Origin of the sequence: Limnohabitans sp. Hippo3 (assembly GCF_003063665.1) — a bacterium.
Lineage (GTDB): Bacteria > Pseudomonadota > Gammaproteobacteria > Burkholderiales > Burkholderiaceae_C > Limnohabitans_A.
This window is the reverse complement of record NZ_NESF01000002.1, coordinates 37250-59881: the sequence shown is the minus strand read 5'-3', so window position 1 is coordinate 59881 and position 22632 is coordinate 37250. Positions and strand designations below refer to the sequence as shown.

Below are 22632 nucleotides of genomic sequence, written 5' to 3'. Positions count from 1 at the left end.
GGATGTGGATCGACACGCACTGCCACCTGGACGCGGCCGAATTTGACGCCGACCGCGATGCGGTGCGCCAAGCGGCTCGCGTTGCAGGTGTGACGCGCTGCGTGATCCCGGCGGTGCACGCCGCGCACTGGCCCCAGGTGGCGCGATTGGCCGAGCGGCATGGCGACGCCTACGCCTTGGGCATCCACCCTTTGTATGTGCCGCAAGCGCAAGAAGCCGACTTGCAGGCGCTGGACCGCGCATTGACCGAGCGCCGTGATGACCCGCGCCTGGTGGCCGTGGGCGAGATCGGGCTGGACTTTTTTGTGACCGAACTGTGCAAGCCCCCCATGCGCGAGCGGCAATGGGGGTTCTACACCGCGCAACTGAAGCTGGCCCAAAAGCACGGCCTGCCCGTCATCCTGCATGTGCGGCGCTCGGCCGATTTGTTGCTCAAAGGTTTGCGCCAGTGCCCGGTGATCTCCGGCATCGCGCACGCCTTCAATGGCAGCAGCCAACAGGCCGAGGCCTTTGTGGACCTGGGCTTCGCGCTGGGTTTTGGTGGCACGCTGACCTACGAGCGCTCATTGCAGCTGCGTCGCCTGGCCAGCGAACTGCCCCTGAGCGCGCTGGTGCTGGAGACCGATGCGCCCGACATCCCGCCGCAGTGGCTCTACCAGACCGCCGAGCAGCGGGCGCTGGGTGTGCCGCAGGGGCGCAACAGCCCGGCCGAGCTGCCGCGCATCGCGCAGGTGCTGGCTGGGTTGCGGGGCTTGAGCCTGGCCGATCTGGCAGTCGCCACCAGCGCCAACGCGCAGCGTGCCTTGCCCCAACTGGCGGCCGCATGAGCAGCTCTGCGCCAACCGTGTCATCGGCCAGCCCCCGTTTGCAGGGTTTGCCTCCCTTGGTGGGGCCGGGCACGCGTGTGCTGGTGCTGGGCAGTTTTCCCAGCGTCAAGTCTTTGCAGTTGCAGCAGTATTACGCCCACCCACAAAACCATTTCTGGCGCATCGTCCAGGCCCTGTGGCCCGATGCCCCTTGGCCTGCAGACCGGGACTACGCCCGCCGCTGTCAGTGCCTGCTGGCCCAGGGCGTGGGGGTGTGGGATGTCTACGCCGAGTGCGAGCGCCAAGGCAGCCTCGACAGCGTCATCCGCCATGCGCAGCTGAACGACTTTCCGGCCTTGTTGCAGCGCTGCCCGCAATTGAGTGCCATCGCCCACAACGGCGGCGAGAGTTACCGCCACGCCAAAGCGGTCGAAAAATCACTGGCCCAAGCCGGTCTGGCCGGGCGTGTCTCGCTGCATCGCCTACCATCGACCAGTCCCGCAAATGCGTCCTGGATCTTTGAACACAAACTCACCGCCTGGCGGGCGGTGCTGACCCCATGACCCCAAAAAAATCCTCTGCCTCCACCCTTGCACTGCCCGAAGTCAATTTCTCGGAAGACGGCGACATCCGCTACCTACACCTGGGCACCGAGTGGATTCAGGGCTCCATGTTTCTGGACCGGCCCTTCGACATCGAGCTGGAATATGTGCAGCGCATGTTTGGCTGGTTGCTGTTTTTCCCGCACGACGAGGTCAAAGGCGCGCACGCCATGCAGCTGGGGCTGGGGGCGGGCACGATCACCAAGTTTTGCTACAAAAAGCTCAAGATGACCTGCACCGCTGTGGAGCTGAACCCGGGCGTGCTGCACGCTTGCCGGGGCTGGTTCCGTTTGCCGCCTGACGACGAACGCCTGCGCGTGGTGCTGGCCGACGCGTTGCTGGAAATCCAGAAAGACGAATGGCACGGCACGGTCGATGCGCTGCAGGTGGACCTGTACGACGAAGAAGCCGCCGCCCCGGTGCTGGACACGCCCGACTTTTACCGCCATTGCCGCGAGCTGCTCACCCCGCAAGGCTGCATGACGGTCAACCTGTTTGGGCGCTCGTCGAGTTACGCTGAGAGCGTGGAGAAAATCTGCGCCGCCTTTGGCGAAGACGCGGTCTGGATTTTTAAACCCACGCGAGAGGGCAACGCCATCGTGCTGGCGCAGCGCACCGCCAGCCGGCCTACGCGGGATGCTTTGCTGGAGGCCGCCAGCGCGATCGAAGAAAAATGGGGCCTGCCTGCCAGCAAATGGCTCAAGGTGTTCAAACCCCTCGCCAAATGAGTGCACGCCCGCCCGGTTGGGGTGCATAAGTTGAAAAATTAAGGGTAAACCATGAGTCCGAAGGGCTGCTTGCGTAGGTGTAACCCACATCCAGCCTGAGGACTTGTTCGCGGAGAATCACTCCAACTCAAATCAGAGGAGATATCTCGTGAACATCAAGAGTCAAAAAGACTTTTTTTCCGGCCTGTTCTACACCGTTGCAGGCTCGGCTTTCGCTTACGGTGCCACCAATTACACCGTGGGCACAGGTGCCCGCATGGGTCCTGGTTACTTTCCCTTGCTCCTGGGCATCTTGCTGGCAGTGATTGGTGCTTTCGTCATGTTCAAATCCTTGACGGTGGAGACACAGGACGGGGACAAGATCGGTTCCTGGGCCTGGAAGCCCTTGTTCTTCATCATCGCTGGCAACGTCTTGTTCGGCATTTTGTTGGGCGGTCTGCCGAGCATCGGTGTGCCAGCCATGGGCCTGATCGTCGCGATTTTTGGTACCACCTTGGTGGTGAGCCTGGCGGGTGACACCTTCAATCTCAAAGAAGTCTTGATCCTGGCCACGATCCTGTCCATCGGCAGTTATGGCGCTTTTGTGCTGCTGCTGAAGTTGCAGTTCCCCGTCTGGCCCACATTCATTACAGGTTGAGGAGAAAACCATGGAATTGTTTGACAACCTCGCCCTGGGTTTTGGGGTCGCATTCACCTTTCAGAACCTGCTGTACGCGCTCATCGGTTGCCTTTTGGGCACGCTGATTGGCGTTTTGCCAGGCATTGGCCCGGTCGCGACCATCGCGATGCTGCTGCCTGCCACCTATGCGCTGCCCCCTGTGGCTGCGCTGATCATGTTGGCCGGTATTTACTACGGTGCCCAATACGGTGGCTCGACCACTGCGATTCTGGTCAACCTGCCGGGTGAAGCTTCCTCGGTCGTGACCATGATCGATGGTTACCAGATGGCACGCAAAGGCCGTGCCGGTCCTGCTTTGGCAGCGGCGGGTCTGGGTTCTTTCTTTGCCGGTTGCGTAGGCACCTTGGTTTTGGCCGCCTTCGCTGGCCCCCTGACCGAAGTGGCTTTCAAGTTCGGCCCTGCCGAATACTTCTCGTTGATGGTTTTGGGCCTGATCGGTGCCGTGGTGCTGGCTTCGGGTTCCTTGGTCAAGGCCGTGGGCATGATCGTGCTCGGCTTGTTGATGGGTTTGATTGGTACCGACGTGAACTCGGGTGTGGCCCGTTTCAGCTTCGATATTCCTGAGCTGACCGACGGTGTAGGTTTCATCACCATCGCCATGGGCGTGTTCGGTTACGGCGAAATCATCTCTAATCTTTCACAAAAAGAAGCAGATCGAGAAGTCTTCACCGCCAAAGTGACGGGTTTGATGCCCACTGCTGAAGACTTCAAAAATATGACGCCTGCTGTTTTGCGTGGTACCGCCCTGGGCGCGGCTCTGGGTATCTTGCCCGGTGGCGGTGCTTTGTTGGCAGCTTTTGCGGCCTACACCATCGAGAAGAAAACCAAACTCCGTCCAGGCGAAGTGCCTTTCGGTCAAGGCAACATCCGTGGTGTGGCCTCGCCCGAATCCGCCAACAACTCGGCTTCGCAAACCTCCTTCATCCCTTTGCTGACCCTGGGCATCCCGCCCAACGCCGTGATGGCCTTGATGGTGGGTGCGATGACCATCCACAACATCCAGCCTGGCCCTCAGGTGATGACTAGCAACCCCGAGTTGTTCTGGGGTCTGATCGCCTCGATGTGGATCGGCAATGCGATGTTGGTGATCTTGAACCTGCCTCTGATCGGTATCTGGATCAAGCTGCTGTCGGTGCCTTACCGCTGGTTGTTCCCGGCCATCGTGCTGTTTTGCGCAATCGGTGTGTACTCGACCAACAACAACACCTTCGACATCTGGATGGTGGCCATGTTCGGTGTGGTGGGCTACGGCTTCATCAAACTCGGCATGGAGCCCGCGCCTTTGCTGCTGGGTTTCATTCTGGGCCCGATGATGGAAGAAAACCTGCGCCGTGCCATGCTCTTGTCGCGTGGCGACTGGAGCGTGTTCGTCACGCGTCCTTTGTCAGCGAGTTTGCTGGCGGCGGCTGTGCTGCTGCTGATCATCGTGACGCTGCCGTCCATCAAGTCCAAACGCGAAGAGGCTTTCGTCGAAGACTGATGGCTTGGGCCTGAACGCAGTCAACGGCCTCTTCGGAGGCCGTTGTCTTTGGTGGCTGCAATTCGTGTTCAGGCTGCGTGGTCTTGTCACTTGGGCGCAGCGCCGGCGTGCGGCGTCTGCCAAAATGGCCTGTTCAATATTTGGCAAATTGGTCCCTTGGAGGAGTGTTCCCATGGAAAAAAGAAATTGGCTCCGCAGCCTGTGCGCTTCGGCACTTGTTTTGCTGGTTTGGGGCGGTGCGCAAGCCCAGAACTACCCGACCAAACCTGTGCGCTTGATCGTGCCCTTCCCGGCGGGCGGGGCCACCGATTTGTTTGCCCGCACGCTGTCCCAAAAGCTGAGCGAAAAAATGGGCGCTTCCCTGGTGGTGGAAAACCGCCCGGGTGCTGGCGGCACGCTGGGCTCCGATCTGGCGGCCAAGGCCAGCCCCGATGGCTACACTTTGCTGCTGTCCACCTCCAGCACCCACTCGATCGGTCCCAACTTGAACCCGCGCATGCCCTACGACGCGGTCAAGGATTTCACCCCCATCAGCCAGGTGGGCAATGCGCCCAGCATCATGCTGGTGCCCAACAGCTCTCCGGCCAAAACGGTCAAGGAGTGGATCGACTACGCCAAAAAGAACCCTGGCCGTTTGAACTACGCGTCGAGCGGCAACGGCACCATCGTGCAGTTGTCGGCGGAGCTGTTCAAGGCGCAGGCCGATCTGTTTGTCGTGCACATCCCCTACAAGGGCACAGCCTTGGCCATTCCCGATCTGGTCAGTGGCAAGGTCGATGTCTTGTTTGACAGCTTGCCCACTGGACTGCCGCATGTGCGCGATGGCCGTTTGCGTGCCTTGGGTGTGACCTCCCTCAAACCCACCGCCTTGGCACCCGGTGTGCAACCGATTGCCGAAGTCTTGCCCGGCTACGAGTCCAACACCTGGTTTGGTTTGTTTGGTCCCAAAGGTTTGCCACCCGAAGTGGTGAGCCGTGTGAACGCAGCGGCCAACCAAGTGCTGCAGGACCCGGAAGTCATCGACAAGCTGCAACGCCTGGGCATTGAGCCCGTGGGGGGCACGCCCGCTCAGTTCAGCGCCATGCTGGCCAAAGAGTCGGCCAAGTGGAAAAAGATCATCACCGAACGCAAGATCACCTTGGAATGACATGAACTTCGACTACCAGTTCCCCTACACCAGCACCCGCTTGCCGCTGTTTGCGCGCAATGTGGTGTCCACCTCTCACCCGCTGGCCGCGCAAGCGGGTTTGCGCATGATGCTCAAGGGTGGCAACGCGGTCGATGCCGCCATCGCCGCTGCCGCCGTGATCACCCTGACCGAGCCGGTCAGCTGCGGCCTGGGCTCGGATGCGTTTGCCATTCTTTGGGACGGCAAAGAACTGCACGGCCTCAACTCGTCTGGCCCCGCGCCCGCCACCTGGACACCGGAATACTTTCACCACAAATACGGCGCCGAGACCAAAACACCGCCCAAGCGCGGCTTTGACTCGGTCTCCGTGCCTGGTGCCGTCGCTGGATGGGTGGCCCTGAGCGACCGCTTTGGCAAGCTGCCTTTTGCCGATTTGATGGAGCCCGCCATCGAGGTGGCCGAGCGCGGCTATCTGATCCCCGTGGTGGTGCAGCAAAAGTGGGCGGCCGCCACCCCAGAGTTGCAGTCGCAACCGGGCTTTGCACAAAGCTTTTTGCCCTGGGGCCGTGCGCCGCAAGTGGGCGAGTTGTTCCAGTTCAAGAACGCGGCGCGTGGACTCAAGGCCATTGCCGCCACCAAAGGCCAGGCGCTGTATGGCGGTGAGATCGCCGAAGCGATTGAAAAATTCGCCAAAGAGAACGGCGGCAGCATCACCGCCAAAGACCTGGCCGACTTCAAGCCCGAGTGGGTCAAGCCCATGGCGCAAGACTACCGGGGCTACACCCTGCACGAGATCCCGCCCAACGGCCAAGGCATCGCCGCTTTGATCGCATTGGGCATCCTGTCCAACTTCGATCTGGCCAGCCACAAGGTCGATAGCGCCGATTCGCAGCACCTGCAGATCGAGGCCATGAAGCTCGCTTTTGCCGACGTGTACCGCTACGTGGCCGACCCGCGCTTCATGGAGCTGCCGCCCGAGCAAATGCTCGACCCAGCTTATCTGGCCAGCCGCGCCAAGCTGATCGACATGAAAAAGGCGCAAGACTTCAAGGCGGGCAACCCGGTCAAGGGCGGCACGATTTACCTCACGGCCGCCGATGAAAACGGCATGATGATCAGCTTCATCCAGAGCAACTACATGGGCTTTGGCTCGGGCGTGGTCGAACCCACTTACGGCATCAGCTTGCAAAACCGGGGCCATGGTTTCAGCACCGACCTGCAAGGCCAAAACCCCGCCAACCTGGTCATGCCAGGCAAGCGGCCGTTCCAGACCATCATCCCGGCCTTCCTCACCAAAGACGGTCAGCCTGTGATGAGCTACGGTGTGATGGGCGGCAACATGCAGCCGCAGGGCCACATGCAAACCCTGGTGCGCATGCTCGACTACGGGCAGAACCCGCAAGCGGCCTGCGACGCACCGCGCTGGCGCTTCAACACGGGCCTGAACATCAACGTCGAAGCGGCAATGAATGGCCAGACCGTGCAAGAGCTGATCGCACGCGGCCACCAGCTCGACATCATCAACGACTCCTACCAGGACTTTGGCGCTGGCCAGTTCATTTGGCGCATGGGCGATCCGGCCGTGCAAGGCTACCAAGTAGCCAGTGACCCGCGGCGCGACGGTCAAGCAGTGGGCTTTTGATGGCGGTGAGCCCAGCCCCGCAACTGAGCACAGGACTTTTGCTGGCGATGACTGGCTCCATCGCATTCAGCGGCAAGGCCATCATCGTCAAGCTGGCTTACCGCTATGGTGTGGATGCGGTGACCTTGGTCATGTACCGCATGCTGTTTGCATTGCCCTGGTTTGTGCTCATGGCCTGGTGGGCCGGGCGTGGCAAAGCGGCCTTGACCCGGCGCGACTGGCTGGGCGTGGTGGGTTTGGGCTTTTGTGGTTATTACCTGTCGAGCTTTCTGGACTTCTGGGGGCTGGAGTACATCAGCGCCTCACTCGAGCGCTTGATCCTTTACCTCAACCCCACCTTGGTCCTGGTGCTGGGTTGGGTGCTGTTCAAGAAGCGCATCACACACCGCCAAGGCGTGGCCATGGCCATCAGCTATGCCGGGGTGTTGTTGGTGTTTGGTCATGAAGTTAGTCTGGCCGGAACGCATGCCGCGCTGGGGGCGTTTTTGGTGTTGCTCAGTGCCATCACCTATGCCACCTACCTGACCTACAGCGGGCAAATGGTGCAGCGCCTGGGGGCCTTGCGCCTGGCCGGGTTGGCCACCACCGTGGCCTGTTTTTTCTGTATTCTGCAGTTTGCGCTGCTCAAGCCGATGGCCAGTGCCCAGGTGCCCGAACAGGTGCTGTGGCTGTCATTGTTGAACGCCATCGCCTGCACGGTGCTGCCGGTACTTCTGGTCATGATGGCGATCGAGCGCATCGGTGCGGGGCTCACCGCGCAAACCGGCATGATTGGCCCTATGTCCACCTTGTTGATGGGCGTGTGGTTGCTGGACGAACCCTTTAACATCTGGATCATTGCCGGGACCTTGCTGGTCTTGAGCGGTGTGTTTTGGGTCACGCGGCCTGCTGGCCGTGTACCGTCATGAGGCCCGTGGGTCGCACAACATCAACTTTTTGGAGATTGACATGGATTTGGGCATCGCAGGCAAATGGGCTTTGGTCGGTGGCGCAAGCAAAGGCTTGGGCTGGGGTTGCGCACGGGCTTTGGCGCAGGAAGGCGTGAATGTGGTCATGGTGGCACGTGGCGGCGAGGTGCTGAACAAAGCCGTCGATGACTTGCGTGCCGAAACAGGCGGCAAGGTTCAGCTGATCGGCGTGGCGGTGGACATCACCACCGAAGCTGGCCGCGAAGCCATCTGGAATGTGCCCGGCGGCCCCGGCAAGGACTATGACATCGTGGTCACCAACGCAGGCGGCCCACCGCCCGGCGACTTCCGCGACTGGAATCGCGAGGCCTGGATCAAGGCGATCGATGCCAACATGCTCACGCCCATCGAACTCATCAAAGCCACGGTGGACCGCATGGCTGCCCGTGGTTTTGGCCGCATCGTGAACATCACCTCCAGCGCCGTCAAAGCGCCCATCGACGTGTTGGGCCTGTCCAACGGTGCCCGCAGTGGCCTCACGGGTTTTGTGGCCGGGGCTTCACGCAGCGCCATCGCCGCCAAAGGCGTGACCATCAACAACCTGCTGCCCGGCAAATTCGACACCGACCGCATCCGCTCGACCCTGCCCGTCATGGCGCAAAAGGTGGGCAAGACGGTGGAAGAGCTGCGTGCGATCCAGCAAGCGCAAATCCCGGCGGGCCGTTATGGCAACCCGCAGGAGTTTGGCGCGATCTGCGCCTTTCTGTGCAGCCAGCATGCGGCCTACATGACGGGCCAGAACGTGCTGGCCGATGGTGGGTCTTACGCCGGGACGTTTTAAGCCCGGGTGCCTTGTCCGGGTTCAGACATTCGGCTGCAGGGGCAGCCCGGCGGGTCATCCCTGCGTGGCGAGCCCTTGCTCGCGAATCTCAGCTGGCATCGTGCTTTCAATGCCGTGACGACACCCAAATGCCACCGATGATCATTGCAAACGCCAGCGCGTGAAACAACTGTGGCAGCTCGCCCAGAAAAGCCGCCGAGAAGATGGCCGCGAACAGCGGTGTGAGGTTGGCAAAAAAGCCGGCCACTGCGGGGCCTGCCCGCTGGATGCCGAGGCCCCAGCAGCGGTAGGCCAGCACGGCCGGGCCGATGGCCACAAAAGCCAAGGCGCTGATCAGTGGCCAGCCCCAGGTGATGTGGGCATCGGTCAAACCCCATTCCAGGCCCGCAAACAGGCCGGACCAGGCCAGGCCAAACACCACTTGCGCGAGCAAAAATGCGGCCCAGTCCTGGCGAATGGCTTCGGGCTCGTCCTTGCGGCTGAGCAGCCAGCTGTACCAGGACCAACACGCCACGGCCAGCAAGATGAACAAATCGCCAATCACCAGGCGCACGGCCAAAAGCTGCGCCCAGTCGCCTCGCGACAGCACCACCAGCACTCCAACGATTGACAGCGCTGCGCCATACACCTGGGCGCGGCGCACCGGAGCCTGAAAAAACAGCGCCCCGATGGCCAGCATCCAGACCGGGCCACTGGCGGCCACCAAGGTCACATTCAGTGGGGTGGAGGTTTGCAGCGCCAGGTATTGCAGCGCGTTGTAGCAGCCCACGCCCAGTAAGCTGAGCAAGGCAAAACGCCGCCAGTGGGGCCATAGCCCACTGCTGCGGCGCAAAACCCAGGAAGCCAGCGGCAACAAAATCACGAAGGCCACGGCCCAGCGCAATAGGTTGAGTGTGATGGGCGGCACCAGGGTGTTGACCAAGCGGCCGATGACCGCGTTGCCAGCCCACAGCAGGGGGGGCACGGTCAGCATCAAGGCCGTGCCGGGAGAGAGTTTTTGGGACATGCGGCACTGTATCGGCATTCGGGTTTTCCCGCTGTCGCCGACCTGTCCCCACCCCGAACGCCGGCTCGTGATTCGTGGCAAAGTCACGCATCGTTTGCTTTCACACTTTCAGGAGAAATTCACATGACCCTTGCAGTCCAGATCGATCAACACGGTGGTCCCGAAGTCATGAAACTGGTCGATGTGACCGTGGGCGAACCCGGTCCCGGCGAGATCCGCATCCGCCACAAGGCCATTGGCCTGAACTTCATCGACGTTTACCAGCGCAGCGGCTTGTACCAGCTGCCCATGCCGCTCAAGTTGGGCATGGAAGCCTCGGGTGTGGTTGAGGCCGTAGGCGAAGGCGTGACGCACCTGAAGGTGGGTGACCGCGCAGCGTACGCCAGCCAGCCACCCGGCAGCTACTGCGAAGTGCGTGTGATGCCTGCCAAGTGCGTGTGCAAGCTGCCCGATGCGATCTCGTTCGAAACAGGCGCGGCCATGATGCTCAAGGGCCTGACAGCCCAATATTTGCTCAAGCGCACGCTGCCCCAGGGCGGCTTGAAAGCAGGTGACTTTGTGCTGTTCCATGCCGCTGCTGGCGGCGTGGGCCTGATCGCCTGCCAGTGGGCCAAGGCTTTGGGCCTGCGCCTGATCGGCACGGCGGGCAGCGATGCCAAGTGCGCACTGGCCAAAGCCAATGGCGCGGAGTTCTGCATCAACTACGCCACCGAAGACTTTCAGGCCAAGGTCAAAGAGATCACGGGCGGCGCGGGCGTGAAAGTGGTGTACGACTCGGTGGGCAAAGACACCTGGGACAAGTCGCTCGACTGCCTGGCCCCGTTTGGCCTGATGGCCAGCTTTGGCAATGCCTCAGGCCCTGTGCCGCCGTTCCCCCCCGGCATCCTGGGCAACAAGGGTTCGATCTATGTGACACGCCAGACCTTGTTCAGCCACATCACCACACGCGAAAACACACAGGCCATGGCCGATGAACTGTTCGAGGCAGTGACCAGCGGCAAGGTCAAGATCCATATCGAACAGACCTTCCCTTTGGCGCAGATCCAGGAGGCCCACAAGGCACTGGAAGCCCGCAAGACCACGGGTTGCACCATCATCACTTTGTGATGGTCGAGGCGTTGGCGCTGACCAGCGTCGGCCCAAGATGAAAAAACCGCTGACCTGAGAGGGCAGCGGTTTTTTTATTGGGCGATTGACCTGAATCAGGCCGCCAACTTGGCCTTCGGTGCAATGGTTTCCAGCGCATCGCGAAGGTGCTGCAGCGTGCGCGGCACCTGGTGCCACTTGTCCAGACCGAACAGGCCCATGCGGAAGGTGCGGAAGTCGGCGGGCTCGTCGCACTGCAGGGGCACCCCTGCGGCCGTCTGCAGACCCAAGGCCAGGAACTTTTTGCTGCTCTGGATCTCGGGGTCGGTGGTGTAGCTCACCACCACACCGGGTGCTTCAAAGCCGGGCGCGGCCACGCTGGGGAAGCCGTGCTCCAGCAGCAAGGCGCGCACCGCGCGGCCCAGCGTCATTTGCTCTTCGCGCACCTTGGCAAAGCCGTAGGCCTCGGTTTCCAGCATGGCTTCCTGCAGGCGCTGCAGCGCGTCGGTGGGCAAGGTGGTGTGGTACATGTGGCCACCGCCTTCGTAGGTCTCCATCACCTGCAGCCATTTTTTGAGGTCCATGGCAAAGGTGGTGCTGGTGGTGTTGTCGATGGCCTGGCGGGCACGTGCGCTCATCATGACCATGGCGCAGCAAGGTGAGCTGCTCCAGCCTTTTTGCGGGGCGCTGATCAGCACATCGACGCCTGTGGCCTTCATGTCCACCCACATCGCGCCCGAGGCGATGCAGTCGAGCACGAACAGGCCGCCCACGGCATGCACCGCATCGGCCACGGCCTTGAGGTAATCGTCGGGCAGGATCATGCCGGCCGCAGTCTCGACGTGCGGGGCAAACACCAAGGCGGGTTTTTCGGCGGCTATGGCGGCGGTCACTTCGGCGATCGGGGCCGGAGCCCAGGCCGCTTGCGCGCCGTCTGCGATGCGGCGGGCCTTGAGTACGCTGTGGCTCTTGGGGATCTGGCCCATGTCAAAAATCTGCGTCCAGCGGAAGCTGAACCAGCCGTTGCGGATCACCATCACATGCTGGCCAGTAGCGAACTGGCGGGCCACCGACTCCATGCCGAAGGTGCCGCTGCCGGGGACCAGCGCGACCGAGTGCGCGCCGTACACGGTTTTGAGCATGCGCGAGATGTCGGTCATCACGCCGCCAAAGCGCTTGGACATGTGGTTCAGGGCGCGGTCGGTGTAGACCACCGAGAATTCGAGCAGACCATCGGGGTCGATGTGGGGCAGCAATCCGGGCATGGGGATCTCCGTGTTTTTCAATCAGGTCGACCAGCTTACATGAGATCTGGCCATTGTGGGTGTTGGCCACCGGGCGGTGCAGATGGCCTCATCAGTCGCTTCCCGCCAGCAAATCGGCCCTCCGCACCGCCCATTGGCCAACTCGGTGGGGTTGAAGGTGCAGGCGGTGTGGCTCAACGCCCGCGCCGGACCCGCAAAATTTCGTCCAGGATCAGCAGAGCCGCACCCACGCTGATGCCGCTGTCGGCCACATTGAAGGCCGGGAAGTGCCAGCCACCCCAGTAAAAATCCAGAAAGTCGACCACGTAGCCGTGCAGCAGGCGGTCAATCACATTGCCAATGGCTCCGCCCAGGATGAGCGCGATGGCCAGGCAAAAGAGTTTTTGGCCCGCGTGCGAGCGCAGCATCCAGACCATGAAGAGGGCCGCCACCACGCCGATGCCGGTGAAAAACCAGCGCTGCCAGCCGCCAGCACCCGCCAGAAACGAAAACGCCGCGCCGTGGTTGTGCACCCGCACCAGGTTGAAAAACGAGGTGATGGGCGTGCTGTCGCCCAGCTGAAAGGCGCCCAGCACCAGCACCTTGGTGAACTGGTCGATCAACAGCACCAAGAGGGCGATGCCCAGCCAGAGCGCCATGCCGGGGCTTTTGCCGGAGCCGCCTTTGCCGAATTTTCTGGAGCTGGCCATGGGTTTGCCTTGTGTGGTGGGTGCTTGAATTTCAGGCGACCTGGCGGGTTTCGCCCGCGCCGTGCAGGTTGCTCACGCAGCGGCCGCAGATCGTGGGGTGGGCGGTATCAACACCCACGTCGTCCGCGTAGTGCCAGCAGCGCTCGCATTTGGTGGCTTGGCTGGGCGTTACTTGCACGGCCAATGCATCGCCCGCCTGCAAAGTGACTTTGGAGGTGATGAACACGAACTTGATGTCCGCGCCCAGGCTGGCCAGCAAGGCGTGGTCAGCGGCAGGCGCGGTGAGCGTGATCTCGGCTTGCAGCGAGGCCCCCACCTGGCCAGCAGAGCGCAGGTTTTCGATGTCCTTGTTCACCAGGTCGCGGATTTCGCGGATGCGGGCCCATTTGGTGAGCAACGCGGCATCGGCCGCACCGAAGTCGCTGAAGGTTTCCAGGAAGATGGACTCCGACTGGCCAAAGGTGCTCCAGGCTTCTTCGGCGGTGAAGGACAGGAAGGGCGCCATCCAGCGCAGCATGCCGTGGGTGATGCGGTAGAGCGCGGTTTGCGCACTGCGGCGGGCCAGCGACTTGGGCGCGGTGGTGTACAGGCGGTCCTTGAGCACATCCAGATAGAACGCGCCCAGGTCTTCCGAGCAGTAGATCTGCAGCTTGGAGACCACGGGGTGGAATTCGTACATGTCGAAGTGGGCGCGGATGTCGGCCTGCAACTGGGCAGCGCGGGCCAGCGCAAAGCGGTCGATTTCCAGCAGCTGGTCATCGGGCACGGCATCAAGCGCCGGGTCGAAGTCGCTCACGTTGGCCAGCAAAAAACGCAAGGTGTTGCGGATGCGGCGGTAGGCATCGACCACGCGGGCCAGGATCTTGTCGTCGATGTTCAGGTCGCCCGAGTAATCGGTGGACGCCACCCACAGGCGCACGATTTCAGCGCCCATTTTGCTGGTCACGGTTTGCGGGTCCACCGTGTTACCCAAACTCTTGCTCATCTTGCGGCCCTGGCCGTCGGTGGCAAAGCCGTGGGTCAAGAGGCCCCGGTAAGGCGCGCGATCGTACAGGGCGCAGCCCAGCAAGAGCGAAGAGTGGAACCAACCGCGGTGCTGGTCGTGGCCTTCCAGGTACAGGTCGGCCTCAGGACCTTCGTTGTGAAACGGCGGCACGCCGTAAGCATACTTGTGGCTGCCGCGCAGCACATGCTGGAAGGTACTTCCCGAGTCAAACCAGACCTCCAGGATGTCGGTGCTCTTGGTGTAGTGGGGCGCGTCTTGTGCGCCCAGCATCTCTTCCACCGTCACCCGGCTCCAGGCTTCGATACCGCCTTTTTCAACGATGTCCGCAGCCTGGTCCAGGATTTCCATGGTGCGCGGGTGCAGCTCGCCGCTGTCCTTGTGCAGGAAGAAAGGCACGGGCACGCCCCATGAGCGCTGGCGCGAGATGCACCAGTCCGGGCGGTTGGCGATCATGTCGCGCAGGCGCGATTTGCCGTTCTCAGGGTAGAACTGGGTTTGCTCGATGGCGTCGAGCGCCAGCTGGCGCAGGGTTTTGGGCGCTTTGTCCTTCGTGAACACACCCTCGCCCTCGTCCATGCGCACAAACCACTGGGCGGCGGCGCGGTAGATGACGGGCGTTTTGTGACGCCAGCAGTGCGGGTAGCTGTGGGTGATGGTCACGGTGGACAGCAAGCGGCCCGCGCCCCGCAGGGCGTCCAGGATGATCGGAATGGCTTTCCAGATGTGCAGGCCGCCGAACAGGGGGAAGTCGGCCGCGTAGGTGCCATTGCCTTGCACCGGGTTGAGGATGTCGTCGTACTTCAGGCCGTTGGCGATGCAGGAGTTGAAGTCGTCCACGCCGTATGCGGGCGAGGAGTGGACCAGGCCTGTGCCGTCGCTGTCGCTGACGTATTCGGCCAGGTACACGGGAGTCAGGCGCTTGTAGCCCTCGTTCACGTCGTACAAGGGGTGGCGGAAGTTCAGGCCGCCCAGCGCCGTGCCTTTGGCGGTGGCCAGCACCGTGCCGCCTTGCAGGCCAAAGCGCTCCAGGCATTTTTCCACCAGCGATTCGGCCAGCACCAGGCAGCCCTTGTCGGTTTGCACCAGCGCATAGGTCAGCTCGGGGTGGGCGTTCAGGGCCTGGTTGGCGGGGATGGTCCAGGCGGTGGTGGTCCAGATCACGGCAAAGCCGCTTTGGCCCGCGGGCAGTGCCGTCAAGCCAAAGGCGGCAGCGAGCTTGGCTGCGTCATCGGTTTCAAAGGCCACGTCCAGCGTGTCGCTTTGTTTGTCCTGGTATTCGATCTCGAACTCGGCCAGCGAAGATCCGCAGTCAAAACACCAGTACACGGGCTTGAGGCCCCGGTACACAAAGCCGCGCTCGATCACGCGTTTGAAGGCGCGGATTTCACCGGCTTCGTTGGCCGGGTCCATGGTGCGGTAAGGACGCTCCCAGTCGCCCAGCACGCCCAGGCGCTTGAAGTCTTCGCGCTGCTGGCTGATTTGCTCGGTGGCAAATGCGCGGCTCTTGGCCTGCATGTCATCGCGGCTCAGGTTGCGGCCGTGCAGTTTTTCAATCGCGTTTTCGATCGGCAGGCCGTGGCAGTCCCAGCCGGGGATGTATTGCGCGTCAAAGCCAGCGAGCTGCTTGGACTTGACGATCATGTCCTTGAGCACTTTGTTGAGTGCGTGGCCGATGTGCAGCTTGCCGTTGGCATAGGGCGGGCCGTCGTGCAGCACGAACAGTGGGGCACCCTGGCGGGCGGCGCGCAGTTTTTTGTACAGACCGCCGTCGTTCCATTCTTTCACCCAGCTCGGCTCGCGCTTGGGCAGGTCGCCGCGCATCGGGAAGGGGGTGTCCATCATGTTGATGCGGGTGTCGGGGTTCTGGGTTTTGTCGGTCATGGTGCGTCGGGTCGAGAGGGCTTCGACAAGCTCAGCCCGAGCGGCGGGCCGTTCGGAGAGATCAAGAGGGGGTGGGCCGTGGAGGTCGTTCGCCCTGAGCCTGTCGAAGGGCAGCAAACGAGGGCCGGAGCGTCAAATTCGGTCGCGGGTGGTTTGGCGGCTGGTTTCACCATGGCGGGAGGCAAACCACGCTTGTGCATCGTCGCAGTCTTTGGCAATGCCCTGTGTCAGGGCGTCCAGACCGTCGTATTTGAGCTCGTCGTGTAATTTATGCAGCAAGTCCACGCGGATGATTTTACCGTAGCCCCCCTCGGCCCCCAGATGGGCGGGCCAGTCGAAGGCGTGGGTCTCGAGCAGCACGCGCCCGCCATTCACATCGTTCGGGTCCAGCGAGGGCCGGATGCCTAAGTTGGCTACGCCCTTCAGGGCCTGTTCGGCCAGGCCATGCACCTGCACCACAAAGATGCCGCTGGCGGCTGGTTTCCAGTGCGAGAAACGCAAATTCAACGTCCGAAAGCCGTCGCCAGCGCCTTGCGCTGTGGCGGCCAACTCGCGGCCCAATTTGCGCCCATGCACCACATGGCCGCTGATGCTGTAGGGGCGACCCAGCAGAGCGGCCACGTCCTGCATGCGGCCCTGGCCCAGTGCCTCGCGCACGGCCGAGCTGGACACGCGCAGGCCATGCACCTCGTAGCTGTTCATGCGGGCTACGTCAAAGCCCAGGCGCTGGCCTGCGGCGTCGAGCATGGCGTAGTCACCCGCGCGTTTGGCGCCAAAGCGGAAATCGTCGCCCACCAGCACGTAGCGCACGCCCAGGCCCCGGGCCAGCACCTGCTGGATGAAGTCTTCGGGCGACTGGCTGGCCAGCCGCGCATCAAAAGGCAGCACCACCACCTGGTCCACGCCACAGCGCTCGAGCTCCTGCAGTTTGTCGCGCAGCGTGGCGATGCGGGCCGGGGCCAGATCGGGCTTGTTTAGGGCCTTGGCAAAGTAGTCACGGGGGTGGGGCTCGAAGGTCATCACGCAGCTGGGCACGTCGCGGTGCGCGGCTTCGCTGCGCAAGAGGGCCAGCATGGCCTGGTGGCCACGGTGTACACCGTCGAAGTTGCCAATGGTCAGAGCGCAAGCGGGGGCCAAGTCGGGGTGGTGGAAGCCTCGGAAAACCTTCATGTCGCTGCTCATGTCCTGCCTGTGCGCTGGGCAAGCGCCAGCTTTCACGGATTTGTCAATGTAAGAGGGTATATTGTGACTGAGCCCGATTCCCCAGCGGTGGCACCCCAGCGCTCGGGGCCCAATCGAGACGGAACTTTTCGTGTCAGTGGTTTTTTTGAACTGTTGGATGGAGGCGTCTGTGAAGGTTTTGAAACTCTCGGCCCAAGGCTTGCCGCAATCGTGGATCACGCTGGAGCAGGCGGTCACGCATTACGCGGCCGATGAGGTGCGTTGGGAAGCGGGTCAGCAAGTGGCCGTTTTTCATGGCGGACACAACGCGCTCACCGGACAGCAATCCATCATCACCGTCAACAGCATCATCGGCACCCAGGGCGTGCCTCGCATCAACCCGTTTGACATGCGCCCGGGCCTCACCAACACCAAACTGTTTGTGCGCGACCGCAACCTGTGCGCGTATTGCGGTGGGCATTTCCATGAGTCGGTGTTGACCCGTGAACACATCGTGCCCCTGTGCCAGAACGGTCCCGACCACTGGATGAACGTGGTCACGGCTTGCCGCTCCTGCAACCACCGCAAAAGCAGCCGCACGCCCGAACAAGCCAAGATGCCTTTGCTGTACGCGCCCTATGTGCCCAGCCTGTGGGAGGACTTCATCCTGCGCAACCGCCGCATCCTGGCTGACCAGATGGCGTTTTTGATGGCACATGTCCCCAAGAATTCACGTTTGATGGCCTGAACGGGCAGCTTGGCCAGGCGGCTTGCGTTGGCGGGCAAAGCGCCGCATCATCACTTCCTGAAAACAAAAAAACACATACCCGCTGGCTTCCAAGGCTACGCCCGGGTATTGGGGCTTTCAGGGAGACTGACCATGCACCATCCACTCTTGGCTTTTTTGCCGGGCAGCGACGCAGCAGGCCTTAAGGCCAGTACCTCACAACTGCCTCTGATTCAGCCCCCCACTTTGAGCCTGAGCCGACGCACCAGCTTGTCGGTCCTGGTCCTGTCGCCTTGGCTGATGCCAAGTGTTCGGGCCCAGGCCTCGGGGCCGGTTCAGTCTGGGGGATCGCGTGGCGTTCAGCTGGCCATGCCCTGGCCTCCAGGACGCTCCCCGCAAGGTTTTCTGTTGAGCGAAAAATTTGACGGTGTTCGGGCGGTTTGGGATGGGCAGGACTTGCGTTTTCGCAGTGGCCGGGTGATTGCGGCCCCGGCTTGGTTCTTGTCGGCGCTGCCCCGGGTGGCGCTCGACGGCGAGCTGTGGATGGCGCGCGGGGCGTTTGACCGGCTCTCGGGTGTGGTGCGCCAGGCCGAACCCGACAACGAGGCCTGGCGGGCGGTGAAGTACCTGGTGTTTGACGCGCCTGGCCATGCCGCCCCGTTTGCGCAGCGGGTAGCTTTTGTGCAATCCACACTGGCGCAAGCGCAGCAGCCCTGGCTGGTGCCCGTGGCGCAGCGCGAGGTGAGCGATGCCCGCGCTTTGCAAGCCTTGTTGCAGGACACAGTGCGCCAAGGCGGCGAGGGGCTGATGCTGCACCGGACCGATGCCATGTGGCAGCCCGGCCGCAGCGATGCGCTCTTCAAGCTCAAGCCCGAGCCTGATGAAGAGGGCTTGGTGGTGGGCCACCAGCCGGGCAAGGGGCGTTTGGCGGGCATGACCGGGGCTTTGCTGGTGCAGATGCCGTCGGGCCAGCGCTTTGCCTTGGGGTCTGGATTGAGCGATGCTCAGCGCCGCAACCCGCCGCCCGTGGGGGCTTGGGTCACTTACCGTTACCGCGAGCGCACACCCTCGGGTTTGCCGCGTTTTGCTTCTTTTTTGCGGGTGCGCGAGTCGGAGTGAGCCATCAAGGCTATTCAGAACCTCTAAAAATTTGCAACCTTAATTTAATGTGCATACAATAAAATGGTGAAGATTGGATTCGATCCAGCCAAAAACGCCACCAACATAGCGAGCCGAGGTTTGCCGTTTGAGCTTGTCGAGCAGCTTGACTGGGCCCATGCGCTGATGGAGGAAGACACCCGCAAAGCCTATGGAGAGCGGCGATTTCAGGTGCTAGGGTTCATCGGGGGGCGGTTCACGTCGTTGTATTCACGCCGCGCGAAGGCAGGGTGCATGTCATCAGTTTGCGCAAGGCCAATTCGAGAGAGGTCAAGAGATATGCCAAAACGCCCAAATCCAGAACTGATTGATTCCGACAACCCGGAATGGACGGATGCAGACTTTGCCCGCGCCCGCCCTGCAGCAGAGGTGTTGCCCGAGCTGTTCGGGAACCAGGCCGTACAGACGATGCTCAAGCCACGCGGGCGACCCCGCTCTGAGGTCGTCAAAGAACGCATCACCATCCGCTTGGATGCAGATGTGCTGGAAGCTTTCCGTTCCACCGGTAAGGGTTGGCAGACCCGAATGAATGACGCCATGCGTGACTGGGTGCGAGCCCACTCTCCGGTGTAGCCAACCGGAAGTTTTGAGCATCAAAAAGGCCCCACTCGGGGCCTGCTTGTTGGGCTGCTCATTCAGAAGAATCTGATTTTTAGCCGCAAGCCGGAAGGGCGCACGGGTCGGGCTCAGAGGCACTTCGCTTTGCCACATCGCCCGGCCAGTGCAGCCCTCCCCGCTTGCTCGGGTTCCTGGTTCTCTTCAGGCGAACACGCCTGCCGTCTCCTGCATGCGGGCCGACACTTCGCCCAGCTGGTGCAGGGTGTCACCAAAGGTCATGTCCAGCTGCGTCAATTTCTTGAAGTAGTGGCTCACGATGTACTCGTCGGTGACGGCAATGCCGCCGTGCAGCTGCACCGCTTGCTGGCCGATGAAACGCATGGACACGCCCAGCTGGTACTTGGCACGGGCCTGGGCGCGGCGGCGCTCGTCGGCGGGCGCGTGCAGCTTGAGGCTGGCGTAGTAGCTCATCGAGCGGCCCAGCTCCAGCTGCATCTTCATGTCGGCCACGCGGTGGCGCAGGGCCTGGAAGCTGGCAATCGCCACCCCAAACTGCTTGCGCGTGTTCATGTAGTCCACGGTGATGGCCATGGTTTTGTCCATCACGCCCACGGCTTCGGCGCAGGTGCAGGCGATGCCGATGTCCACGGCTTCTTCCAAAGCGCTCAGGCCGTTCAGGGTAATCAGCTGCGCGGGGGCTTGCTTGAGCACGACTTCGGCAGCGCGTGAGCCGTCTTGCGTGCCGTAGGCCTGGGTGCTCACACCGCTGGCGCTGCGCTCCACCAAAAACAGGGCGATCTGGCCGTTCACGGTGGCGGGCACCACAAAGGCATCGGCCTGGTCACCCACAGCCACCACGCTCTTGGTGCCGGTCACGGTCCAGGCGCCGCCCGATTCGCTGGCAAGCGCAGCGCAGCGGTTCAGTTGGTAGCGGGCAGCGCGCTCTTGATGCGTCAGCACCACGATGGCTTCGCCTGCCGCGATGCGCGGCAACCAAGCGGCTTGCAGGGCAGCCGGGGCGTGGGTTTGCAGCGTGGCGCTGGTGATCAGGGTTTGGGTCAGGGGTTCGAGCACGATGCCGCGGCCGAGTTCTTCCATGGCCACCATGGCTTCGGTGGGGCCCATGCCCATCCCGCCGTGCTCTTCGCTCACGTACAGGCCCGTCAGGCCCAGCTCGGCCATTTCGCCGTAAGCAGCGCGGTCAAAACCGCCTGCAGCGACGATGGCGCGGCGGCGGTCAAAGTCGTAGCCCTTGTCCACCCATTTGCGCACCGCGTCGCGCAGTTGTTCCTGGTCGTCAGAAAAATCGAAATCCATGTGTGTCTCCTTAACCCAGAACTGTCTGGGCGACGATGTTGCGTTGCACTTCGTTGCTGCCGCCGTAAATGGTGGTCTTGCGCATGTTGAAGTAGTTGGCGGCCAGGGGGGCGTTGGCCAGCGTGCCGCCGGGGAAGTTGCCCTGCCAGCCTGCGTCCATGGCTTCGAAGATGAAGGGCAGGGCAAAGGGGCCTGCGGCTTGCATCATCAGCTCGGTGTAGCGTTGCTGGATCTCGCTGCCCTTGATCTTCAAGAGGCCTGCGATGTCGAGCGAGTTTTTGCCGGATTTTTCGGCCGACAAGACGCGCAGCACCAGCATCTCCAGCGCCACGATGTCGACTTCGAGCTTGGCGATCTCGTCACGGAAACGCAGGTCGTCGTACACGCCTTCGGTTTTGGCGATGCGCTTCAAGCGCTCCAGCTCACGCTTGGCGCGGTTCACGTCGGCGATGTTGGTGCGCTCGTGGGCCAGCAGGTGCTTGGCGTAGTTCCAGCCCTTGTTTTCTTCACCGATCAGGTTTTCAGCGGGCACTTCGACGTTGTCAAACCAGACTTCGTTGACTTCGCACTCGCCGTCCAGCAGCTTGATGGGGCGCACGGTGATGCCGGGCGACTTCATATCGATCAATAAGAAGGAAATGCCGGTTTGGGGTTTGCCTTCGGTGCTGGTGCGCACCAGGCAGAAGATCCACTCGCCGTATTGGCCCAGGGTGGTCCAGGTTTTCTGGCCGTTGACGATGTATTTGTCTCCCACGCGCTCGGCGCGGGTTTTGAGCGAGGCCAGGTCCGAGCCGGAGCCCGGCTCGCTGTAGCCCTGGCTCCACCAGACTTCGCCGCTGGCGATGCCGGGCAAAAAGCGTTTTTGCTGCTCGGCGTTGCCAAAAGCCATGATCACGGGGGCCACCATCACCGGGCCAAAAGGCACGACACGGGGGGCACCGGCCAGGGCGCATTCTTCTTCGAACAAATGCTTTTGCACGGCGGTCCAGCCGGGGCCGCCAAACTGCGTGGGCCAGCCCCAGCCCAGCCAGCCTTTTTTGCCAAGGATCTTGGCCCAGCGCTGCATGTCGTCACGCGTCAGGCGCATGGCGTTGTGCACTTTGTGCGAAATGTCAGCGGGCAAGTTTGCCTTGACCCAGGTGCGAATCTCGTCGCGGAATGCGAGCTCTTCGGGGGTGAATGCCAAATCCATGGGGTTTTCTCTCAAAATCAAACGACCGTGCTTTTTATCACGCGCAGGGCGATCCGGCTTGTCCTTGGTGCGACAAATGTCGGCAGACCCGGGGCCTGCAGGGATAATCCAGCCCTTCATGAGAAACATCGTCATTCTGATTTCGGGCTCGGGCTCCAACATGGCTGCGATCGTGCGTGCCGCAGAGCGGGGCCACTGGGCCCAACGCTTGAACGCCCGGGTGGCCGCCGTGCTCAGCAACCGGGCCGATGCCCCGGGTCTGGCTTTCGCCCAAGACCACGGCATCGCGACCCAGGTGCTGGACCACAAGGCTTTTGCCAGCCGCGAAGACTTTGATGCGGCGCTCATGGCCGAGATCGACCGGCATGCGCCCGCTTTGGTGGTGCTGGCGGGCTTCATGCGCATCCTGACCCCTGGTTTTGTGGCGCACTATGCCGGGCGCTTGCTCAACATCCACCCGTCCTTGTTGCCGGCCTTCCCGGGGTTGAACACGCACCAGCGGGCGATCGATGCCGGTTGCCGTTTTGCCGGGGCCACGGTGCATCAGGTTACGGCCGAGCTGGACCATGGCACCATCCTGGCGCAGGCGGTGGTGCCAGTTTTGGCCGATGACACGGCCGACAGCCTGGCCGAGCGGGTGCTGGGCCAAGAGCACATCATTTACCCGCGGGCGGTGGCTGAATTTCTGCGTGGCCTGCCTTCTTAGGCCGGCGGCTTCAGCCCCGACATGGGCTTCAGGCCAGCCATGCCTGTCGGGGCTGAAGCCACCGA

The 22632-nt window shown here is 62.3% G+C and carries 21 protein-coding genes; 14 read left to right on the top strand and 7 right to left on the bottom strand.

Going from position 1 to position 22632, the window contains the following annotated elements; all coding sequences use genetic code 11:
* The first annotated feature begins 2 nt into the window (after positions 1-2).
* The 9 genes from B9Z34_RS04690 to B9Z34_RS04650 all read left to right on the top strand — a co-directional run bounded on the left by B9Z34_RS04690 (position 3) and on the right by B9Z34_RS04650 (position 8815).
* Entirely contained in the window at positions 3-827 is an 825-nt protein-coding gene (locus B9Z34_RS04690) for a TatD family hydrolase (RefSeq protein WP_108426957.1), read from the top strand.
* Positions 824-1369 carry a DNA-deoxyinosine glycosylase gene (locus B9Z34_RS04685; RefSeq protein ID WP_108426956.1) on the top strand — a complete coding sequence of 182 codons (546 nt, stop codon included), beginning with the start codon at positions 824-826 and terminating at the stop codon, positions 1367-1369. The genes B9Z34_RS04690 and B9Z34_RS04685 overlap by 4 nt, the downstream gene beginning before the upstream one ends.
* Positions 1366-2136: a spermidine synthase gene (locus tag B9Z34_RS04680; protein WP_108426955.1), complete on the top strand. Its 771-nt coding sequence runs from the start codon at positions 1366-1368 to the stop codon at positions 2134-2136. The genes B9Z34_RS04685 and B9Z34_RS04680 overlap by 4 nt, the downstream gene beginning before the upstream one ends.
* 148 nt (positions 2137-2284) lie before the next feature.
* The gene (locus tag B9Z34_RS04675; RefSeq protein ID WP_108426954.1) at positions 2285-2773 is read left to right on the top strand and encodes a tripartite tricarboxylate transporter TctB family protein; all 489 of its coding nucleotides are present in this window, start codon (positions 2285-2287) and stop codon (positions 2771-2773) included.
* A gap of 10 nt (positions 2774-2783) precedes the next feature.
* Positions 2784-4295 (top strand): tripartite tricarboxylate transporter permease, encoded by a 1512-nt coding sequence (locus B9Z34_RS04670; RefSeq protein ID WP_108426953.1) that lies wholly within the window; start codon positions 2784-2786, stop codon positions 4293-4295.
* 172 nt (positions 4296-4467) lie between these two features.
* Complete coding sequence (locus B9Z34_RS04665) at positions 4468-5442, top strand: tripartite tricarboxylate transporter substrate binding protein (RefSeq protein ID WP_108426952.1); 975 nt, start codon at positions 4468-4470, stop codon at positions 5440-5442.
* A 1-nt stretch (position 5443) separates the two neighbouring features.
* Positions 5444-7066 carry a gamma-glutamyltransferase family protein gene (locus tag B9Z34_RS04660; RefSeq protein ID WP_108426951.1) on the top strand — a complete coding sequence of 541 codons (1623 nt, stop codon included), beginning with the start codon at positions 5444-5446 and terminating at the stop codon, positions 7064-7066.
* The gene (locus B9Z34_RS04655) at positions 7066-7974 is read left to right on the top strand and encodes a DMT family transporter (protein ID WP_108426950.1); all 909 of its coding nucleotides are present in this window, start codon (positions 7066-7068) and stop codon (positions 7972-7974) included. The genes B9Z34_RS04660 and B9Z34_RS04655 overlap by 1 nt, the downstream gene beginning before the upstream one ends.
* A 40-nt stretch (positions 7975-8014) precedes the next feature.
* On the top strand, positions 8015-8815 hold the full coding sequence (locus B9Z34_RS04650) for an SDR family oxidoreductase (protein ID WP_108427150.1): 801 nt from the start codon (positions 8015-8017) through the stop codon (positions 8813-8815).
* Positions 8816-8921: 106 nt separating this feature from the next.
* Here B9Z34_RS04650 and B9Z34_RS04645 read toward each other — a convergent pair whose 3' ends face one another.
* Positions 8922-9821, bottom strand: coding sequence for a DMT family transporter (locus B9Z34_RS04645; RefSeq protein ID WP_108426949.1), 900 nt, complete (start codon positions 9819-9821; stop codon positions 8922-8924).
* 123 nt (positions 9822-9944) lie between these two features.
* Here B9Z34_RS04645 and B9Z34_RS04640 point away from each other — a divergent pair, with 123 nt between their 5' ends.
* Positions 9945-10928 carry a quinone oxidoreductase gene (locus tag B9Z34_RS04640; protein ID WP_108426948.1) on the top strand — a complete coding sequence of 328 codons (984 nt, stop codon included), beginning with the start codon at positions 9945-9947 and terminating at the stop codon, positions 10926-10928.
* Positions 10929-11023: 95 nt separating this feature from the next.
* Here B9Z34_RS04640 and B9Z34_RS04635 read toward each other — a convergent pair whose 3' ends face one another.
* The 4 genes from B9Z34_RS04635 to B9Z34_RS04620 form a co-directional block, all read right to left on the bottom strand.
* Positions 11024-12172: an aminotransferase class V-fold PLP-dependent enzyme gene (locus B9Z34_RS04635; RefSeq protein WP_108426947.1), complete on the bottom strand. Its 1149-nt coding sequence runs from the start codon at positions 12170-12172 to the stop codon at positions 11024-11026.
* Positions 12173-12345: 173 nt separating this feature from the next.
* Positions 12346-12861, bottom strand: a complete 516-nt coding sequence (gene lspA, locus B9Z34_RS04630; RefSeq protein WP_108426946.1) for a signal peptidase II — start codon at positions 12859-12861, stop codon at positions 12346-12348.
* Between the two features lie 31 nt (positions 12862-12892).
* Complete coding sequence (ileS, locus tag B9Z34_RS04625; protein ID WP_108426945.1) at positions 12893-15748, bottom strand: isoleucine--tRNA ligase; 2856 nt, start codon at positions 15746-15748, stop codon at positions 12893-12895.
* 132 nt (positions 15749-15880) lie between these two features.
* Positions 15881-16918: a bifunctional riboflavin kinase/FAD synthetase gene (locus B9Z34_RS04620; RefSeq protein ID WP_108427149.1), complete on the bottom strand. Its 1038-nt coding sequence runs from the start codon at positions 16916-16918 to the stop codon at positions 15881-15883.
* A gap of 181 nt (positions 16919-17099) precedes the next feature.
* Here B9Z34_RS04620 and B9Z34_RS04615 point away from each other — a divergent pair, with 181 nt between their 5' ends.
* From B9Z34_RS04615 to B9Z34_RS14700, 3 genes are all read left to right on the top strand, one after another.
* Positions 17100-17657, top strand: coding sequence for an HNH endonuclease (locus tag B9Z34_RS04615; RefSeq protein WP_108427148.1), 558 nt, complete (start codon positions 17100-17102; stop codon positions 17655-17657).
* 132 nt (positions 17658-17789) lie between these two features.
* A complete protein-coding gene (locus B9Z34_RS04610) occupies positions 17790-18755 on the top strand; it encodes a DNA ligase (protein WP_233249412.1) in 966 nt (321 codons plus the stop codon).
* A 63-nt stretch (positions 18756-18818) separates the two neighbouring features.
* Positions 18819-19367, top strand: a complete 549-nt coding sequence (locus B9Z34_RS14700) for a BrnA antitoxin family protein (RefSeq protein WP_233249411.1) — start codon at positions 18819-18821, stop codon at positions 19365-19367.
* Between the two features lie 186 nt (positions 19368-19553).
* Here B9Z34_RS14700 and B9Z34_RS04595 read toward each other — a convergent pair whose 3' ends face one another.
* Both B9Z34_RS04595 and B9Z34_RS04590 read right to left on the bottom strand, forming a co-directional pair.
* Entirely contained in the window at positions 19554-20669 is a 1116-nt protein-coding gene (locus B9Z34_RS04595) for an acyl-CoA dehydrogenase family protein (RefSeq protein WP_108426943.1), read from the bottom strand.
* 10 nt (positions 20670-20679) lie between these two features.
* Entirely contained in the window at positions 20680-21861 is a 1182-nt protein-coding gene (locus tag B9Z34_RS04590) for an acyl-CoA dehydrogenase family protein (RefSeq protein WP_108426942.1), read from the bottom strand.
* A gap of 118 nt (positions 21862-21979) precedes the next feature.
* On the opposite strand from B9Z34_RS04590, the gene purN reads away from it, so the two are divergent.
* Positions 21980-22567: a phosphoribosylglycinamide formyltransferase gene (purN, locus tag B9Z34_RS04585; RefSeq protein WP_108426941.1), complete on the top strand. Its 588-nt coding sequence runs from the start codon at positions 21980-21982 to the stop codon at positions 22565-22567.
* Positions 22568-22632: the final 65 nt, after the last annotated feature.